Raw genomic sequence first — 17,419 nt, 5'->3', positions numbered from 1 at the left:
GTCGCGGTCTCCGGCCGGACATGTAGCCGAAGGCGGCGTTCATGGCGATAGGGCGAGTTGCCGCCGCACCATCGCGATGATGGTTTCAGCCGCCGCCAAGGATGTCGAGGATCGAGGTATTCCGCTTCTTGGTCGGGCCACCGACTTCGCCGGGCGGCACCGGATGCCTGATCGAGGCGGTCGCTCCGCTGTCGCTCGGCATGTCGAAGCCGCTGGCATCTACGGTCTCGGCCGGCTGCGCCTGCCGCGCCGGCGCCTGCCGTGCCGGCGGCTGTCGAGGCTGGGCCTGGGCGGCAGCTGCCGGTTGAGCGGCAGGCTGCGATTGGCCGACTGTTGCCTGCGGCACAGGCGACGGCTGCGAGGCGTCCGCCGACGGGATCTCGTCGGGCACGACCGTGTCGGACGGCGTCGATCTCCAGGTGCCGGGCAATGGGCGCACCGGCACGCCCTCATGCGCGGCCACCATGAATTCGTGCCAGGCCTGCGCCGGCAATGCGCCGCCGGTAACCTTCTTCATCGCGGTGCCGTCATCATTGCCGAACCAGACGCCCGTAGTGAGGTTGGCGGTGTAACCGACGAACCAGGCGTCGCGTGAATTCTGGCTGGTGCCGGTCTTGCCGGCCGCGGGCCAATTGAAGGCCGCCTTCTTCGCCGAGCCGAACTCGACCGTGCCCATCATCATCGAGTTCATCATGCCGACGATGTCGGCCTTGATGACACGCGGCGCGCTGCCGCCATTGTTCTCGTAAAGCACCTTGCCGCCGGTGGTGGTGATGCGCTGGATGAAGTGGATGTCCGGCTTGTAGCCGCCATTGGCGAACGGCACATAGGCCGACGTGAGTTCCAGCGGCGTCACTTCCGAAGTGCCGAGCGCGATCGAGGTGTTGGTCTGCAGGTCCGACTGGATGCCCATGCGATGGGCTGCCTCGACCACGGCGTCAGGCCCAACTTCCATGGTGAGCTGCGCCGCCACCGAATTCAGCGACTTGGCGAGCGCTGTCGCCAGCGTGACCTTGCCGTAATACTTGCCGCCGTAATTGTCGGGCGTCCACTTGCCGATCTTGATCGGCGCGTCGTTGCGAATGCTGTCGGGCGTGCGTCCGGCTTCCAGTGCCGCCATATAGACGAACGGCTTGAAGGCCGAGCCAGGCTGGCGGCGCGCTTCGGAGGCGCGGTCGAACTGGCTGGTCGAATAATCGTAGCCGCCGACCATGGCGCGCACCGCGCCGGAATCGTCGATCGAGACCAGCGCGCCTTGGCTGACGTTGAGCTTCTTGCCGCTGTCGTCGATCAGCCGGCGGATCGACTGCTCGGCAAGCTTCTGCAGGTTCAGGTCGACGGTGGTGTTGATGACGATGTCGCCGCGCACGTCGCCGATGAGGTCGGGAAGCTCGTCCATGACCGTGTCGGCGACGTAGTTTTCCGAGCCGGTCCAGTAGGACGGCGCGCGCGTCGCCGGCGCGCTCAGCGCCACCTTGTATTCCTTGTCGCCGATCTTGCCTTCCTCGCGCATGGCGGCAAGCACCAGCTGCGCCCGTTGCTCGGCGGCCTTCGGGTCGCGTGCCGGCGAAAGCTTCGACGGCGCCTTGAGCAGTCCCGCCAGGAGTGCCGCCTCGGACAGCGTCACGTCACGCGCGCTCTTGCCGAAATAGCGCCGCGAAGCCGCTTCCACGCCATAGGCGCCCGAGCCGAAATAGACCCGGTTGAGGTACATTTCGAGGATCTGGTCCTTGGTGTGCTTGTGCTCGAGCCAGAGCGCCAAGAGCACTTCCTGCACCTTGCGCTCCAGCGTGCGGTCCGGCGTCAGGAACAGGTTCTTCGCCAGCTGCTGCGTCAGCGTCGAGCCGCCCTGCGAAAAATGGCGGCCGAGCAGATTGGTGACCATGGCGCGCGACAGGCCGATCGGGTCGATGCCGAAATGCGAATAGAAGCGGCGGTCCTCGATGGCGACGACGGCTTCGGGGATATAGGGCGACATTTCGTGCAGGCCGACGGCCTCGCCGCCCGACGCGCCGCGATTGGCGATCAGCCCGCCATCGACCGAGACGATCTTGATGTTGGGCGCGCGGTCGGGGATCGACCATGTGGTCGCCGCCGGCATCTTGGCGCCGTAATAAACGATGATGCCGGCCACTGCGATGCCGCCCCAGATGCAGAGCACGAAGCACCAATAGACCAGGCGGGTGGCGATGCCGAGCAGGCCGCGCCGGCTTTCGCTCCGGCCACGGCCACGGCCACGCGATTTCGCCTTGGCGGATTTGCCTTTCCGAGCGGATTTACGGCTGGCCGGCACGACGCGATCCTCCTCGCTGACCGAAAAGCCATCGGAGGATTTCGCGCGCGGCGAGCCCTCGAAGCTTGGTTCGATGCGACTGTCTCTGCGGTTCGCCATGCGCTCTTGCTGCTGCCCCGGTGCCGATGGCGTTCGGTTGCAGACTAGATGCGGCGGTTTAAAGGCGCGTTAAGGCAGGGTTTGTGCAGCCTTTTGAAAACTCTTACGATTTTCTGAATCGGCTATCTTGTCGGCATCGCTTTGTATCGAAGCCATACTGCGCGTGCAGACCACGAAAAGGCTACGCAAGCCTTGGATTTCCGGGCGAAATCCCTGCGCGGCAATATCGTCTGGCGAAGCCAGTCGAGCCCCTTCAAGGCGCCGGCTGCCGGTCACCTAGCTCAGTTCTGCTGGATCGAAATGCCCTTGTCGTCGATCTTGAGCTCGACGCCTTTCGGCTTGCTCTGCTCGCGGTAGACGTAAACGCCGAGCGCGATGACCGCGACCACGAGCACGCCGATGACCAGATAAAGCATGTTCTGTTTCACGGCGCGCTCCTTTGGCCCAATCCCAGGAAATGGAATTGCTTTAAAATGGTGAGTTCGAGCGTCACGCTCGCTTCAGGACCTTGACCAGCACCAAGAGGATGACGGCGCCGATCGTGGCGTTGATGATAGAGGCGAGGATGCCGCCACCGATGGCGAAGCCGAATTTTGGAAAAAGCCAGCCGGCGATGAAAGCGCCGATGATGCCGACGACGATGTTGCCGATGAGGCCGAAGCCGAAACCCGAGACGATCAGGCCGGCGAGCCAGCCGGCGATGGCGCCGATGATGATGAAGACGAGAAGACTTTCGATACCCATGCGCGGTTCCTCCAGGCAAAGGACGAGAGCGGAGCACGGCTCCGAATCGCCTTCGCGATCAACGACTTCAGGCTATGCGAAAGCCAATACCCGCGCTACTCGTCATCGCCATCGTCGGTCGCCGGCCGCCAGCTGCTCGCATCGACCTTCTTTTGCGTGTCGCTGTCGGTGTAGACCCACCAGCCGCCATCGCGAAATTGGCCGACCGATTCGTTGACGACGCCGTCGCCGTCCTTCCATAGGATCGTAACCTTCGAGCCATCCTTAGGCGCGCTCGCTATCGGTTTGCGCTCTGCCATATCATTCCCTCCCCCATCATCGGCCGGCGGAAACGTCCCGCGCGGCCCCGGGTTCCGTCAGCTATGCGCGAAGATGTCTTCCTCCGCCCAGCCCATCAGGTCGAGCTTGGCGCGCGTCGGCAGGAAACGGAAGCAGGCGTCCGCTTCCTTGGTGCGGCTCTCGCGCGCCAGCCGAGCGGCAAGCACGTCGCGCAGCCGGTGCAAATAGAGCACGTCGGAGGCGGCATATTCCAGCTGCTCCGGCGACAGCGTGTCGGCCGCCCAGTCCGAGGATTGCTGCGCCTTCGACAAGCCGATGCCGAGCAGTTCGTTGCAAAGATCCTTGAGACCATGACGGTCGGTGTAGGTGCGCGTCAGCCGCGAAGCGATCTTGGTGCAGAACACCGGCTCCGCCATCACGCCGAAGGCGTTGTAGAGCACGGCGATATCGAAGCGGCCATAGTGGAACAGCTTGGTAATAGTGCGATTCTTCAGCAGGCTGACGAGGTTCGGCGCCTTCTTCTGGCCGGGCGCGATCTGGATGACGTCGGCGCTGCCGTCGCCGGGCGAGATCTGCACCACACAGAGCCGGTCGCGATGCGGGTTCAGCCCCAGCGTTTCCGTGTCGATGGCCACCGCACCGACATTGTAGTGGGACAGATCGGGCAGATCGTTTTTATGAAAACGGATATCGGCGGTCATTCTCTTCTCCGGGTCGCGGCCTAACCGTCCTCGCCGCGATCCGGAGAAAAATCAACAGAAAGTTGAATCTCACGCCTTGCGTGAGACGTCGCCTCAGCGGGTCAGCGCATCGAGAATACGCGCCCAGGAGCGCTGCCCTTTGTGGAAGGAGGTCAGCTCATACTTCTCGTTGGGCGAGTGGATGCGGTCGTCGTCGAGGCCGAAGCCGACCAGCAGCGATTCCATGCCGAGATAGGTCTGGAAATCGCCGACCACCGGTATCGAGCCACCGCTGCCCGTCGTCACCGCGGTTTTCGGCCATTCATCCGACAGCGCATTCTTGGCCTTGGCCAGGAATGGCGAGTCGTAGGAAAGCTGGATTGCCGGCGAGCCGCCATGCGGGTGGAACTCGACCGAGCAATCGCCGGGAATGCGCGCGCGCACGAAAGCCTGGAACGCGGCGCGGATCTTCTTGGGATCCTGCTTGTGGACGAGGCGGAACGAGACTTTCGCTGACGCTTCGGCCGCGATCACCGTCTTGAAGCCCTTGCCGGTATAACCGCCGATGATGCCGTTGAATTCGGCTGTCGGCCGCGCCCAGGTCAATTCCAGCACCGAGCGTCCCTTTTCGCCAGATGGGATCGAGAGACCAACAGGTTCAAGAAACGTCTCGGCCGTTTCGCCAAGCCCCTCCCAGGATTTTAACACCTGCGATGGCGTCTCTTCGACGCCGTCATAGAAGCCCGGAATGGTGACATGACCGTTCTCGTCATGGATGTCGGCCAGGATTTTCGCCAGGATGCGGATCGGATTGGCGGCGGCACCGCCATAGAGGCCCGAATGCAGGTCGCGGTCTGCCGCCTTCACCGTGATCTCCTCGCCAACCATGCCGCGCAAGCTGACGCAGATCGACGGCGTCTCACGGTTCCACATGCCGGTATCGCAGACCAGCGCGAAATCGGCCTTGAGCTCGGCGGCATTCGCCTCGAGGAACGGTTTCAACGATGGCGAACCGGATTCCTCCTCGCCCTCGAACAGGATGGTGATGCGGCACGGCAAACTGCCATGCACCTGCTTCCAGGCGCGACACGCCTCGACAAAGGTCATCAACTGCCCCTTGTCGTCGGCAGAGCCGCGCCCGGTGATCACCTTGCGGCCAGGTTCGATCTCCTTGATCGACGGCGCGAACGGATCGGTCTCCCAGAGCTCGATCGGATCGACCGGCTGCACATCGTAGTGGCCGTAGAACAGCACATGCGGCGAGCCTGCCGGCCCTTCATGATGCGCCACCACCATCGGATGTCCGGGCGTGTCGCGCACGCTGGCGTCGAAGCCGATCAATTTGAGCTCGGCGACCAGCCACTCGGCGCCCTTGCGGCACTCGGCGGCAAAGGCCGGATCGGTCGAGATCGACTTGATGCTAAGCAGGCCGAACAGCCGCTCCAGGCTCTGGTCGAGATTCTGGTCGAGACGGTCGAGAACGGGGGAAATACGGGACATTCAGGGGCCTTTCGCGTTTTGCGCCCGACCCTAAAGGCCCGGGCAGGAAACGAAAAGCCGCGATCGTTGGACCAAGCCGGAAACAAGGCAAAAAAAAGACCGCCGTGGTGGAGGGGGAACCACGGCGGTCTCTACTCGAAACGTTGCGGCAGCCCGGAGAGGGGGGATAGGCTGCCGCAGTTGCCCGGTATAGGCGGGGGACGGGCCTTACTCCGGACTTCGGCGAAAACTGCCGATGACGTGTATTTGGGTCTTCGAACATGGCGATTCAAGGGCACTAAAATTACACTTTTGTAACATGGTCGTGAGCGCCGAAACCCGGCGAACCGGTTCTGTCAGGGTGTTGCCGGAGCCAGCGGTTTGTTCAGCCTTTGGCATGGACCGCGAAGCCTGGCCGCGCTATCCCTGCCGGCATGAAAAAAGGCGATCATCTCTTTCTTGTCGACGGCTCCGGCTACATTTTCCGTGCCTACCACGCGCTGCCGCCGCTGAACCGCAAATCCGACGGCCTGCCGACCAATGCGGTGCTCGGCTTCTGCAATATGGTCTGGAAATTGATGCAGGATGCCCGCAACACCAATGTAGGTCTCGTGCCGACGCATTTCGCCGTCATTTTCGATTATTCGTCGAAGACCTTCCGCAACGATCTCTACCCCGAATACAAGGCTAACCGGTCCGCGCCGCCGGAAGACCTGATCCCGCAATTCGGCCTGATCCGCCAGGCGACGGTCGCCTTCAACCTGCCTTGCATCGAGATGGAGGGTTTCGAGGCCGACGACATTATCGCGACCTATTGCCGGCTTGCCTGCGAGGTCGGCGCCGACACCACCATCATCTCGTCCGACAAGGATCTGATGCAACTCGTCGGTCCGACGGTCGGCATGTACGACCCGATGAAGGATCGCCAGATCGGCATTCCCGAGGTAATCGAGAAATGGGGCGTGCCGCCCGAAAAGATGATCGACCTGCAGGCGCTGACCGGCGACTCCGTCGACAACGTGCCGGGCGTGCCCGGTATCGGCCCGAAGACCGCCGCACAGCTCCTGGAGCAGTTCGGCGACCTCGACGGGCTGCTCGCGCGCGCTTCCGAGATCAAGCAGGACAAGCGCCGCGAAACCATCATCGCCAATGCCGACAAAGCGCGCATCTCGCGCCAGCTGGTGACGCTGAAGAACGACGTGCCGATGAAGGAAGGGCTGGACGAGCTGGTCCTGCATGACCCGGACGGCCCGAAGCTGATCGGCTTCCTGAAGACGATGGAATTCACCACGCTGACCCGCCGCGTTGCCGAAGCGACCGCGACCGAGATCGGCGATGTCCAGGCTGCCGCCGTCACCATCGAGCGCGCCGACAACGCACATGGCCCGGATGTCGGCGCCGGCGCGCCACCGGTACCAAGAGCGGCCACCTCCAACGACGCGGCGAAACCCGCCGGGTCGACAAGGGGCGAGGATGCGCCGCCGCAGGGCGACACCCCATCGCTCCTCTCGGCGCTGCGGCTGGAAAAGGCATCGGCGGGCAAGATCGACACCTCTGCCTATACCGCCATTCGCGATGCCGCTGCGCTGAAATCCTGGGTAGCCGAAGCCCGCGACGCAGGCATTCTGGCCTTCGACGCCGAGACCACTTCCTGGGACCCGATGCAGGCCGATCTGATCGGCGTTTCGATGGCGACAGCACCTGGTCGCGCCGTCTATGTGCCGCTCACCCACCAGAGCGGCAATGGTGACCTGCTAGGCGGCGGCCAGCTGCAGGACCAGATACCGGTCCGCGAGGCGTTGGCGCTGTTGAAGCCGCTGCTTGAGGACAAGTCAGTCCTCAAGATCGTCCAGGACATGAAATACGACATCGTCGTGATGAGCCGGCACGGCATCGAGGTCGGCCCGTTCGACGACACCATGCTGATCTCCTATGTGCTCGATGCCGGCACGGTCGGCCATCACGACCTGGCCGGCCTGTCCGAGAAATGGCTCGGCCATACGCCCGCAGCGAAGAAGGAGCTTGCCGGGTCGGGAAGGAGCGCCGTCGGTTTCGATCAGGTCGATATCGAACGGGCAACCCTCTATGCCGCCGGGCAGGCTGATATCACGCTCAGGGTTTGGCAGGTGCTGAAGCCGAGGCTTGCCGCCAAGGGTCTGGTTTCGGTCTATGAGCGGCTGGAGCGGCCGCTGGTGCCGGTGCTGGCCCGCATGGAGCAGCGCGGCATCTCGGTCGACCGCCAGATCCTGTCCAGGCTGTCGGGCGAGCTGGCGCAAGGCGCCGCGCGTGCCGAGGAGGATATCTACGGCATTGTCGGCGAGCGCATCAACATCGGCTCGCCAAAGCAACTCGGCGACATATTGTTCGGCAAGATGGGCCTGCCCGGCGGCTCGAAGACCAAGACCGGCCAATGGTCGACCTCGGCGCAGCTTCTGGAAGAGCTCGCGGCGGAAGGCCATGAATTGCCGCGCAAGATCGTCGATTGGCGTCAGCTGACCAAGCTGAAATCGACCTATACCGACGCGCTCCCCGGCTTCATCAACCCCAACACCAATCGCGTCCACACCTCCTACGCGCTGGCCGCGACGACGACGGGCCGCCTGTCGTCGTCGGATCCCAATTTGCAGAACATTCCGGTGCGCACGGCCGAAGGCCGCAAGATCCGGACCGCCTTTATCGCCGAAAAGGGCCACAAGCTGGTCTCGGCCGACTACAGCCAGATCGAGCTGCGCGTGCTTGCCCATGTCGCCGAGATCCCGCAGCTCAAGCAGGCTTTCGCCGACGGCGCCGACATCCATGCCATCACCGCCTCGGAGATGTTCAACGTGCCGGTCGAAGGCATGCCTTCGGAGGTGCGCCGGCGCGCCAAGGCGATCAATTTCGGCATCATCTACGGCATCTCGGCCTTTGGCCTTGCCAACCAGCTGTCGATCCCGCGCGAAGAGTCCAGCGCCTATATCAAGCGCTATTTCGAACGTTTCCCGGGTATCCGCGACTATATCGAGGAGACCAAGGCCTATGCGCGCGAGCATGGCTTCGTCGAAACCATCTTCGGCCGCCGCATCCACTATCCCGAGATAAGGTCGTCCAACCCCTCGATCCGCGCCTTCAACGAGCGCGCCTCGATCAACGCCAGGCTGCAGGGCACCGCCGCCGACATCATCCGCCGCGCCATGGTGCATATGGAAGAGGCGCTGGAGAAGGCGAAGCTGTCGGCCCGCATGCTGCTGCAAGTGCATGACGAGTTGATCTTCGAGACGGTGGACGAGGAGGTCGAGGCGACGCTCCCCGTTGTGCGCCGCGTGATGGAAAACGCGCCGATGCCGGCCGTGTCGATGTCGGTGCCGCTGCATGTCGACGCACGCGCCGCGCACAATTGGGACGAGGCGCATTGAGCGCGAGAGGCGAGAGGCGCCGCGATCCGTCGCCCCCCTCTCTGTCCTGCCGGACATCTCCCCCTCAAGGGGGGAGATCAGCCGTAATCACGGCCTTCGCTAACCTTTAACGTTGCAAGATGAGCGTCGGCGCCGAAACCGCCAATCTCCCCCCTTGAGGGGGAGATGTCCGGCAGGACAGAGAGGGGGGCTTGGCGCCAGCATCAATAGGCTAGCTGGCCCTTAAGCCGCCTCAGCCCTGCACTTCGCGCACACCCCGCGAAACTCGATCACGGCCTTCTTCGCGGCAAACCCCGTCGAGCGCACCCACTCGTCGAGCTGATGCCCGACATCATGATCCGACATCTCCGTTACCTGGCCGCAATTGTCGCAGATGGCGAAGGCGGTCATCGAATGGCTGTGGTCGTGCGGTTCGGCGCAGGCGACGAAGGAGTTGATGCTTTCCAGCCGGTGCACGAAGCCCGACTTCACCAGCGTGTCCAAAGCGCGATAGACCTGCAGCGGCGCGCGAAAACCGCGCTCGCGCAGCTGGTCGAGCAGCGTATAGGCGCTGAGCGGCCCGCTGGACGCCTCGAGCTTCTCGAGCACGCACATCTGGTTCTTGGTCAGCGTATCCCTTGCCGTCATCTTGCGGGTCCACTCATGGCGCCGTTCGCACGCGATTGCGGTGTGCGAACGGTCTCGGTTTTCATGAGATAGCGACGAACGAAGGTTTTTGCCACTGTTTCCGCGGCACTTGCTTTCGGGTGTCGCACAGCAGCATTGGTTCGCTGGCTAACCGCTACTTCCTGGGCGGCCCCTTGCGTTCGGCCGAAGCGGCCCACAGATTGATGTCGGACTCGCGTGCGTAGGTGTCGATCTCGGCGAGTTCGGCATCGCTGAAGTCGAGCGCCTTGAGCGCGCCGACGCAATCCTCGACCTGTTCCGGCCGGCTGGCGCCGATCAACGCCGTGGTCACGCGCCCCTTGCGCAGCACCCAGGCCAGCGCCATCTGCGCCAGCGTCTGGCCGCGCCGGCCGGCAATGGCGTTGAGCGCCTTGATGTTGGCGATCGACTGATCGTTGATGAAGGCCGGCCGCAGCGACTTGCTCTGGCTGGCCCGGCTGCCATCCGGAATGCCGCCGAGATATTTGTCGGTCAGCATGCCCTGGGCCAACGGCGAGAACACGATCGAGCCGATGCCAAGCCCTTCCAGCGTGTCGAGCAAGCCGTCGTCCTCGACCCAGCGATTGAGCATCGAATAGCTTGGCTGGTGGATGAGGCAAGGCGTGCCGAGCCGCTTCAGGATGTCGGCCGCTTCGCGCGTGCGCTGCGAGTTGTAGGACGAGATGCCGGCATAGAGCGCCTTGCCGGAGCGCACCGCATGGTCGAGCGCGCCCATCGTTTCCTCCAGCGGCGTCTCGGGATCGAAGCGATGCGAATAGAAGATGTCGACATAGTCGAGCCCCATGCGCTTCAGGCTCTGGTCGAGGCTGGCCAGTACATATTTGCGGCTGCCCCACTCGCCATAGGGACCGGCCCACATCTCGTAGCCGGCCTTGCTCGAAATGATCAGCTCGTCGCGATAGGCGGCAAAATCGGTGCGCAATATTTCGCCGAAAGCCGTCTCGGCCGAACCGGGAGGCGGGCCGTAATTGTTGGCGAGATCGAAATGCGTGATGCCGAGGTCGAACGCCTTGCGCACGATCGCCTGCTTGGTCTTGTGCGGCGTGTCGTTGCCGAAATTGTGCCACAGGCCGAGCGAGATCGCCGGCAGTTTGAGGCCGGAACGCCCGCAGCGATTGTAGATCATCTTTTCGTAGCGGTTTTCGGCGGCGATATAGGGCATGGGAAATCCTCGGGATCGGGCGGCGCGGGGAACGCCGCAAGGAACGATTGAATCGATGCTCGCCCTTTCCTTACCCCCTCCCCGGCGAAACGGGGAGAGGGAGAATTGAAAAATTATCGATAATCGCCGGACCGAGCAACCGCTACTTTTTCTTGGCGAGCAGGGCCTTCGCCTCCTTGATGCCAAGCGCTGCCGGCCGCTCGCAGTTGGTCTGCATGGCGACGACCTTGCCGCTTTCGCCGGCGCGCAGGATGCCGGTCATGACGTCGACGGCATGCAGCGCCAGCTCCATCGAGCAGCGATGCGGCCGCCCTTCGGTGATCGCGATCGCCATATCGGCAAGGCCCGCGGTGCGGTAATTGGCCATCATGCCATGGCCGTGCATCTCGTTCGGCACGCCGAATGGATGGGGCCACTTGGGCAGCTTCTTCACCGGCTTGGCGCCGTCGGTGAAGCGCACGTCGCCGCCGAAGAAGTTCGGATCCGGCACGAAGACGGTGCCGGCCTCGCCATAGAGCTCCATCGGCGCGTGACCGTGGGCCCAGACGTCCCAACTGGTGTTGAGCGTCACCACCGCGCCATTCGCAAATTCCAGCAGGGCATGGATGGTGGTCGGCGTGTTGACCGGGATCTTTTCGCCCGCGCGCGGCTTGGAGCTGATCGTGCGCTCCTTGGCCGGCGTCGCGGTGAACGCCGTCACCTGCTTCACCGGTCCGATCAGCTGGATCAGATTGGTGACGTAATACGGCCCGATGTCGAGCACCGGGCCGGCGCCCGGCTGGAAGAAGAAATCCGGGTTGGGATGCCAGTGCTCCATGCCGTGACCCATGACATGGCAGGTGCCGCTGGTGATCGCCCCGAGCTTGCCGCTGTCGATCAGCTCGCGCACGAGCTGATGCGCGCCGCCGAGGAAGGTGTCGGGCGCCGAGCCAATGCGCAGGCCCTTCTTCTCGGCCCGGTTTTTCAGGTCTTGCCCTTCCTTGACGGAGAGAACGAAGGGCTTCTCCGAATAGACGTGCTTGCCGGCATCAAGCACGGCTTTCGACACCTCGTAATGCACCGCCGGAATGGTCAGGTTGACGATGATGTCGATCTCATCGTCCTTGAGCAGCTCATCGACCGTCTCGGCGCGCAACTTGAACTCCTTCGCGCGCGCTTTCGCGGCCTCCATGTTGATATCCGCGCAGGCGCGCATCTTGATGCCGCGGAACAGCGGCGAGAGCGAGAAATACGCTTTCGAGATGTTGCCGCAGCCGATGACGCCGACGCCAAGCTTGTTTGTCATTTCGATTACTCCTGCCAGCTCTTGGCGGCCGCGATCGAGCGTCGCGCATAGCGCTCGATGTCGTTGGGATTGTCCTGTTCCATGATGAAATATTGCGCAGCGCTTTTGGCGCGCAATGTCTTGAACAGACCTGCCCAGTCGACGGTGCCGTGACCGACATCCGACCAGCCGTCCTCGTCCAGGCCCTCGCCTGGCTTGGCTATGTCCTTGACGTGAACCGAAGCGATGCGCTTGCCATGCTTCTCGATCCAGGGCAGCGGGTCGGCGCCGCCTCGGATCACCCAGGCGACGTCCATCTCCCAGCCGACATCGGGCGCGGCCGACAGGATATGGTCCTGCGGCAGCGAACCGTCGGCGAGCGCCTTGAACTCGAAATCGTGGTTGTGCCAGGCAAAGCCATAGCCGGCCTTCTTCGCGGTCTCGCCAACCTTGGCCAGGCGCTCGCCGAAGCCATGCCAGCCGGCGGCGTCCGATGGCCGCGCGTCGGGCATGAGGTAGGGGCAGATCAACAGCGTGACGCCGAGCGCATCGGCAATCTTGCGCACGCCGTCGAAATCCTTCTCCAGCGCGTCGATCGAGAAATGTCCGGTCGGCATCGCCAGCCCGTTCTTGTCGAGCTCGGTGCGGAAGGCCTTGGGGTCGTCATAGACGCCGCCGAAGCCTTCGACCTCAGCGTAGCCGAGCTCGCCGAGCATTTTCAGCACCTTCGTCCACGGCAGGAAATTTCGCGCACTGTAAAGTTGGAATGACCAGTTCATCTGAGTTGTCCGTTCTGCTTGGGTGGTCGGGGAGGTTAAAGCCGCTCGTCGGTCTCGGCGTCGAACACAGAGGCGCGCGCGGGGTCGAAGCCGATGCGGATCGCATCGCCGTTGCGCAGCACCTTGTCCGCTTCGACGCGAAAGGAGATGATCTGGCCGCCGAGCTTGGTCCACACCAGCGTGTCGGAGCCCATCGGATCGACGATCTCTACGCTGGTTTCGGCAGTGAAAGGCATGGTTCTGGCGGCATCGCCAAGGGCGATATGCTCGGGCCGGATGCCGAAGACGCAAGGCTTGGGCGCGCGGCCGCCATCGCCTTCGAATTGGTAACGGTCAAGCGGCACCGAGATGCCGTCCGCCTTGAACGCCGGCGCCTCGCCCGGCTCCAACTGGCCTCTGAGGAAATTCATTGCCGGGGAGCCGAGGAAGCCGGCAACGAAGCGGTTGACCGGCCGGTTGTAGATGACCTGCGGCGCATCGAGCTGCTGGATGACGCCGCCTTTCATGACGGCGATCCGGTCGGCGAGCGTCATCGCTTCGATCTGGTCGTGCGTGACGTAGATCATCGTGTTCTTCAGCCTGCGGTGCAAAAGCTTGATCTCGACCCGGAGTTCCGAGCGCAGCTTGGCGTCGAGATTGGAGAGCGGCTCGTCGAAAAGGAACACGTCGACATCGCGCACCAGCGCGCGCCCGATCGCCACGCGCTGGCGCTGGCCGCCGGAAAGCGCCATCGGCTTGCGCTGCAACAGCGGCTCGATCTGCAGGATTTCCGAGGCGCGCGCGATGCGCTTGGCGATCTCGTCCTTCGGCACGCCGGCGACGCGCAGGCCAAAGGAGAGATTCTTCTCCACCGTCATCTGCGGATAGAGCGCGTAGGACTGGAACACCATGCCGATGCCGCGGTCCTTGGGTTCTTCCCAGGTGACGTTCTTGCCCTTGATGAAGATGCGGCCCTCGGAGATGTCGAGCAGACCGGCGATGCAATTGAGCAAAGTGGACTTGCCGCAGCCGGATGGTCCCAAAAGCACGACGAACTCGCCTTCGGCGACGTCGAGATTGAGCGTCTTGAGCACCGATACCGCGCCGAAATTGAGCGACAGGTCCTGGATCGAGACGCTGGGATTGGCGATTGCTGCTGCCATCATCATCCTTTCACCGCGCCGGCAGCGATGCCGCGCACGAACAGCTTGCCGGAAATGAAATAGACGATGAGCGGGACAAGGCCGGTCAGGATCGTCGCGGCCATGTTGACGTTGTATTCCTTCACGCCTTGCACGGAGTTCACGATGTTGTTGAGCTGCACCGTCATCGGATATGTGTCGGGTCGCGTGTAGACGACGCCGAACAGAAAGTCGTTCCAGATGCCGGTCACCTGCAGGATGATGGCGACGACGAAGATCGGCAACGACATCGGCAGCATGATGCGCAGGTAGATGCCCCAGAAGCCGGCGCCGTCGACACGCGCCGCCCGGAACAGCTCTTCCGGCATCGAGGTGAAATAATTGCGGAACAAGAGCGTCAGGATCGGCATGCCGAAGATCGAATGCACGATCACCAGGCCGGTCAGCGTGCCATAGATGCCGATCTCGCGCAGGATGATGACGATCGGATAGATCATTACCTGATAAGGAATGAAGGCGCCGACGATCAGGATGATGAAGAAGGTGTCGGCGCCCTTGAAGCGCCAGTTGGCCAGGGCGTAGCCGTTTACCGAAGCGATCGCGATTGACAGGATGACGGACGGCACGGTGATGCGCACCGAATTCCAGAAGCCGCGCGAAAGTCCGTCGCAGTTGAGGCCGGTGCAGGCGGTCGCCCAGGCCTTCACCCATGGCTCGAAGGTGATCTCCATCGGTGGCGAGAAGATATTGCCGAGGCGGATTTCCGGCATGCCTTTCAGCGACGTGACGATCATCACGTAGAGCGGCAGGAGATAGTAGAGCGCGACAACGATCAGCGTGCCGTAGAGGAAGATGTTGCGCCGGGAGAAAACATGCCGCGGCTTCGGCCCGCTCGGGCCGGCGGCGCCGTTCCGGGGCGTCTGCGAGGTCGCGCTTGGGAAGGTCACGTCAGCCACGTTTGCGCCCTCCGAATTCGAGATAGGCCCATGGCACGATGACGATCACGACCGACAGCAGCATCATGGTCGAGGCGGCAAAACCCTGGCCGAGATTCTGGGCGAAGAACATGTAGTCGTAGACATACTTCGCCGGCACTTCGGAGGCGATGCCCGGCCCGCCGCTGGTCTGCGCCACGACAAGATCGTAGACCTTGACGATACCGGCGGCGATGATCACCAGCGTGGTGATGAACACCGGGCGCATCATCGGGATGACGATAAACAGATAGGTCTTCCAGGTTGGGATGCCGTCGACCCGCGCGGCCTTCCAGATATCCTCATCGATGCCGCGCAGGCCGGCCAGCATCAGGCACATGACCAGCCCGGTGCCCTGCCAGAGCGCGGCGATCGAGATGCCATAGATGACGAGGCTGGAATCGTAGAGCGGGTTGAAGCTGAAGCTCGTCCAGCCGAGGTCGCGCACCACGCGCTGTATGCCGAAATCCGGATTGAGCAGCCATTGCCAGACCAGGCCAGTGACGATGAAGGAGAGTGCGAACGGGTAGAGGAAGACGGTGCGGAAGACGTCCTCGAAGCGGATCTTCTGGTCGAGAAGCGCGGCAAGCAGGAAGCCGATGACCAGTGAGAACACCAGCGAGATCACGCCGTAGATTGCAAGGTTCTCGATCGAGACCAGCCAGCGCGATGTCGACCACAGCCGGTAGTACTGGTCGAGCCCGACAAAATTCAGCCGCGGCAATAGCTTTGAGCTGGTGAAAGAATAAAGCACCGTCCAGACCGTGCCGCCGACGAACACCACCACCGCGGTCAGGATCATCGGGATCGATGCGATCTTCGCATTGAGATTGCGAAACAGCTGGTTGGGGCGTTCGCTCTTGCTCATATCGCCTGGCTGGACAAGGAGGGCATCATGCTCCCGACCCCGGATGGGCCGGGGCCGGGAGCTGGCGGGGCGCCGGTGGTCAATCGGCAGAAGCGATGATGGCGGCGAAGCGCTTCTGCGCCTCTTCAAGCGTCATGTCCTGCTTAGCGAAGAATTCGGAGAACAGGTCCTCCTTCTGCTTCTGGCTGTCCTGCGACAGCAACTGGTCCGTCCAGGGGATGACGGCGCCCTTGGCCAGGATCGCCAGACCCTTCTTCATGCAGTCATTGGCCGCATTGAGATCGACGTCGCCGCGCACCGGCAGCGAACCTTTCTTGAGGTTGAAGGCAACCTGGGTCTTGGGATCAAGCAAGGTCTCGGCCAGCACCTCCTGCGCCTTTTCCTTTTCAGGGTCCTTGAGCAGCGGGAAGTAGAAGGCGTCGCCGCCGGTGGCGATCACTTCGTTGAGGCCGAGGCCCGGCAGACAGGTATAGTCCTTGCCGGCGGTCTTGCCGGCGACCTGGAATTCGCCTTGCGCCCAGTCGCCCATGATCTGGCCGCCGGCCTTGCCCGTGATGACCATATTGGTCGCCTGGTTCCAGTCCTGGACATTGGTGTTCTTGGCCATCTTGCGGGCATCATCCGCGGCTTTGAACACCTTGGCGATCTCAGGTCCGGCGGCGAACTTGGCGTCCTTGTCCTTGTAGACCTTGAGAAAGGCATCCGTGCCGCCGACTGCGGCAAGCAGAACGTCGAAGGCGCCGGAGGACTGCCAGGCTTGCCCGCCCACGGCGAGCGGGACGATGCCGGCCTTCTCAAGCGCCGGCGCGTCCGCGACGAATTCATTCCAGTCCTTCGGCACCGGCAGACCGGCCTTCTTGAAGGCGTCGTTCGACAGCCACAGCCACTGCCAGGAATGGATGTTGACCGGCACGCAATAGATCTTGCCGTCGATGGTGCAAGAATCGAGCAGGCTCTTCGGCCGCACGACCTCGGTCCATTTGCCCTTGGTGGCAACATCGGTGAGGTCGCGCATCAGGCCGGCCTGCACCAGCTCTTCCGCTTGGCGGCCGTGGTTGAACTGGGTGGCGCCCATCGGATCGCCGCCGGTGATGCGGCTGATCATGATCGGCCGCGCCGTGCCGCCGGACCCGGCAATCGCCCCGTCAACCCAGTGATTGCCTGTCGCGTCGAACGCCTTGGCAAGTTCCGCCACCGCCGCCGCCTCGCCGCCGGAAGTCCACCAATGGGTCACTTCAAGATCGGTCGCGGCCGCCGGCCCGGCGAAGTTGAGGGCGACAGTGGCCGCAAAAGCAGCGGTCAGGATTTTGTATCGCATTTCGGCTCCTCCCAGAATCTGAAACGTTACAGATTTTCGATACGGCAAATGGCCAGCATAGGCAACCCCTCGCCTGAAAGCTGGCTGAGATTTTTTCGAGGCGTGAATAAATTCGTTCTGCTGTACTGGCCTCACGACGACCAGATCGGTTAATTGGCACTAAAATACGCCGGAAGCCGGGATTTCCTTGTGATTCCAGTGGCTTTTGCGCACCGTCACCCGGCTCGACAGGATCATGACGCTGCCGCCAAACGCGTTACCGTTGGCAACCTGTAACGTTTCAGTATATTGAACCACG

The 17,419-nt window shown here is 62.9% G+C and carries 15 protein-coding genes; 1 reads left to right on the top strand and 14 read right to left on the bottom strand.

Annotated elements, in window-relative coordinates; translation table 11 throughout:
• Window positions 1–85: 85 nt before the first annotated feature.
• From AB6802_RS22425 to AB6802_RS22400, 6 genes are all read right to left on the bottom strand, one after another.
• Complete coding sequence (locus AB6802_RS22425; RefSeq protein ID WP_371012364.1) at window positions 86–2,392, bottom strand: transglycosylase domain-containing protein; 2,307 nt, start codon at window positions 2,390–2,392, stop codon at window positions 86–88.
• 281 nt (window positions 2,393–2,673) lie between these two features.
• Window positions 2,674–2,820 (bottom strand): hypothetical protein, encoded by a 147-nt coding sequence (locus AB6802_RS22420; RefSeq protein ID WP_371012363.1) that lies wholly within the window; start codon window positions 2,818–2,820, stop codon window positions 2,674–2,676.
• 61 nt (window positions 2,821–2,881) lie between these two features.
• Window positions 2,882–3,136, bottom strand: a complete 255-nt coding sequence (locus AB6802_RS22415) for a GlsB/YeaQ/YmgE family stress response membrane protein (protein WP_371012362.1) — start codon at window positions 3,134–3,136, stop codon at window positions 2,882–2,884.
• Between the two features lie 95 nt (window positions 3,137–3,231).
• Window positions 3,232–3,435 (bottom strand): hypothetical protein, encoded by a 204-nt coding sequence (locus AB6802_RS22410; protein ID WP_371012361.1) that lies wholly within the window; start codon window positions 3,433–3,435, stop codon window positions 3,232–3,234.
• A gap of 57 nt (window positions 3,436–3,492) precedes the next feature.
• On the bottom strand, window positions 3,493–4,116 hold the full coding sequence (locus AB6802_RS22405) for a ribonuclease D (protein ID WP_371012360.1): 624 nt from the start codon (window positions 4,114–4,116) through the stop codon (window positions 3,493–3,495).
• Between the two features lie 93 nt (window positions 4,117–4,209).
• Entirely contained in the window at window positions 4,210–5,595 is a 1,386-nt protein-coding gene (locus AB6802_RS22400) for a M20/M25/M40 family metallo-hydrolase (protein ID WP_371012359.1), read from the bottom strand.
• 413 nt (window positions 5,596–6,008) lie between these two features.
• Here AB6802_RS22400 and polA point away from each other — a divergent pair, with 413 nt between their 5' ends.
• Complete coding sequence (gene polA, locus AB6802_RS22395) at window positions 6,009–8,969, top strand: DNA polymerase I (protein WP_371012358.1); 2,961 nt, start codon at window positions 6,009–6,011, stop codon at window positions 8,967–8,969.
• Between the two features lie 222 nt (window positions 8,970–9,191).
• Here polA and AB6802_RS22390 read toward each other — a convergent pair whose 3' ends face one another.
• From AB6802_RS22390 to AB6802_RS22355, 8 genes are all read right to left on the bottom strand, one after another.
• Complete coding sequence (locus tag AB6802_RS22390; RefSeq protein WP_371012357.1) at window positions 9,192–9,596, bottom strand: Fur family transcriptional regulator; 405 nt, start codon at window positions 9,594–9,596, stop codon at window positions 9,192–9,194.
• A gap of 154 nt (window positions 9,597–9,750) precedes the next feature.
• A complete protein-coding gene (mgrA, locus tag AB6802_RS22385) occupies window positions 9,751–10,797 on the bottom strand; it encodes an L-glyceraldehyde 3-phosphate reductase (protein WP_371012356.1) in 1,047 nt (348 codons plus the stop codon).
• Window positions 10,798–10,939: 142 nt separating this feature from the next.
• Entirely contained in the window at window positions 10,940–12,082 is a 1,143-nt protein-coding gene (locus AB6802_RS22380; protein WP_371012355.1) for a Gfo/Idh/MocA family protein, read from the bottom strand.
• Between the two features lie 5 nt (window positions 12,083–12,087).
• Window positions 12,088–12,840, bottom strand: coding sequence for a sugar phosphate isomerase/epimerase family protein (locus AB6802_RS22375; protein WP_371012354.1), 753 nt, complete (start codon window positions 12,838–12,840; stop codon window positions 12,088–12,090).
• Between the two features lie 35 nt (window positions 12,841–12,875).
• Window positions 12,876–13,985, bottom strand: a complete 1,110-nt coding sequence (locus AB6802_RS22370) for an ABC transporter ATP-binding protein (RefSeq protein ID WP_371012353.1) — start codon at window positions 13,983–13,985, stop codon at window positions 12,876–12,878.
• Window positions 13,985–14,917, bottom strand: coding sequence for a carbohydrate ABC transporter permease (locus AB6802_RS22365; protein WP_371012352.1), 933 nt, complete (start codon window positions 14,915–14,917; stop codon window positions 13,985–13,987). The genes AB6802_RS22370 and AB6802_RS22365 overlap by 1 nt, the downstream gene beginning before the upstream one ends.
• Window positions 14,910–15,803, bottom strand: coding sequence for a carbohydrate ABC transporter permease (locus tag AB6802_RS22360; protein ID WP_371012351.1), 894 nt, complete (start codon window positions 15,801–15,803; stop codon window positions 14,910–14,912). The genes AB6802_RS22365 and AB6802_RS22360 overlap by 8 nt, the downstream gene beginning before the upstream one ends.
• Window positions 15,804–15,882: 79 nt before the next feature.
• The gene (locus AB6802_RS22355; RefSeq protein ID WP_371012350.1) at window positions 15,883–17,121 is read right to left on the bottom strand and encodes an ABC transporter substrate-binding protein; all 1,239 of its coding nucleotides are present in this window, start codon (window positions 17,119–17,121) and stop codon (window positions 15,883–15,885) included.
• Window positions 17,122–17,419 lie beyond the last annotated feature (298 nt).

It is taken from the genome of Mesorhizobium sp. RCC_202, assembly GCF_041355295.1.
In the GTDB taxonomy this organism is placed as follows: domain Bacteria; phylum Pseudomonadota; class Alphaproteobacteria; order Rhizobiales; family Rhizobiaceae; genus Mesorhizobium.
This window is presented reverse-complemented; position numbering and strand designations above follow the sequence as displayed.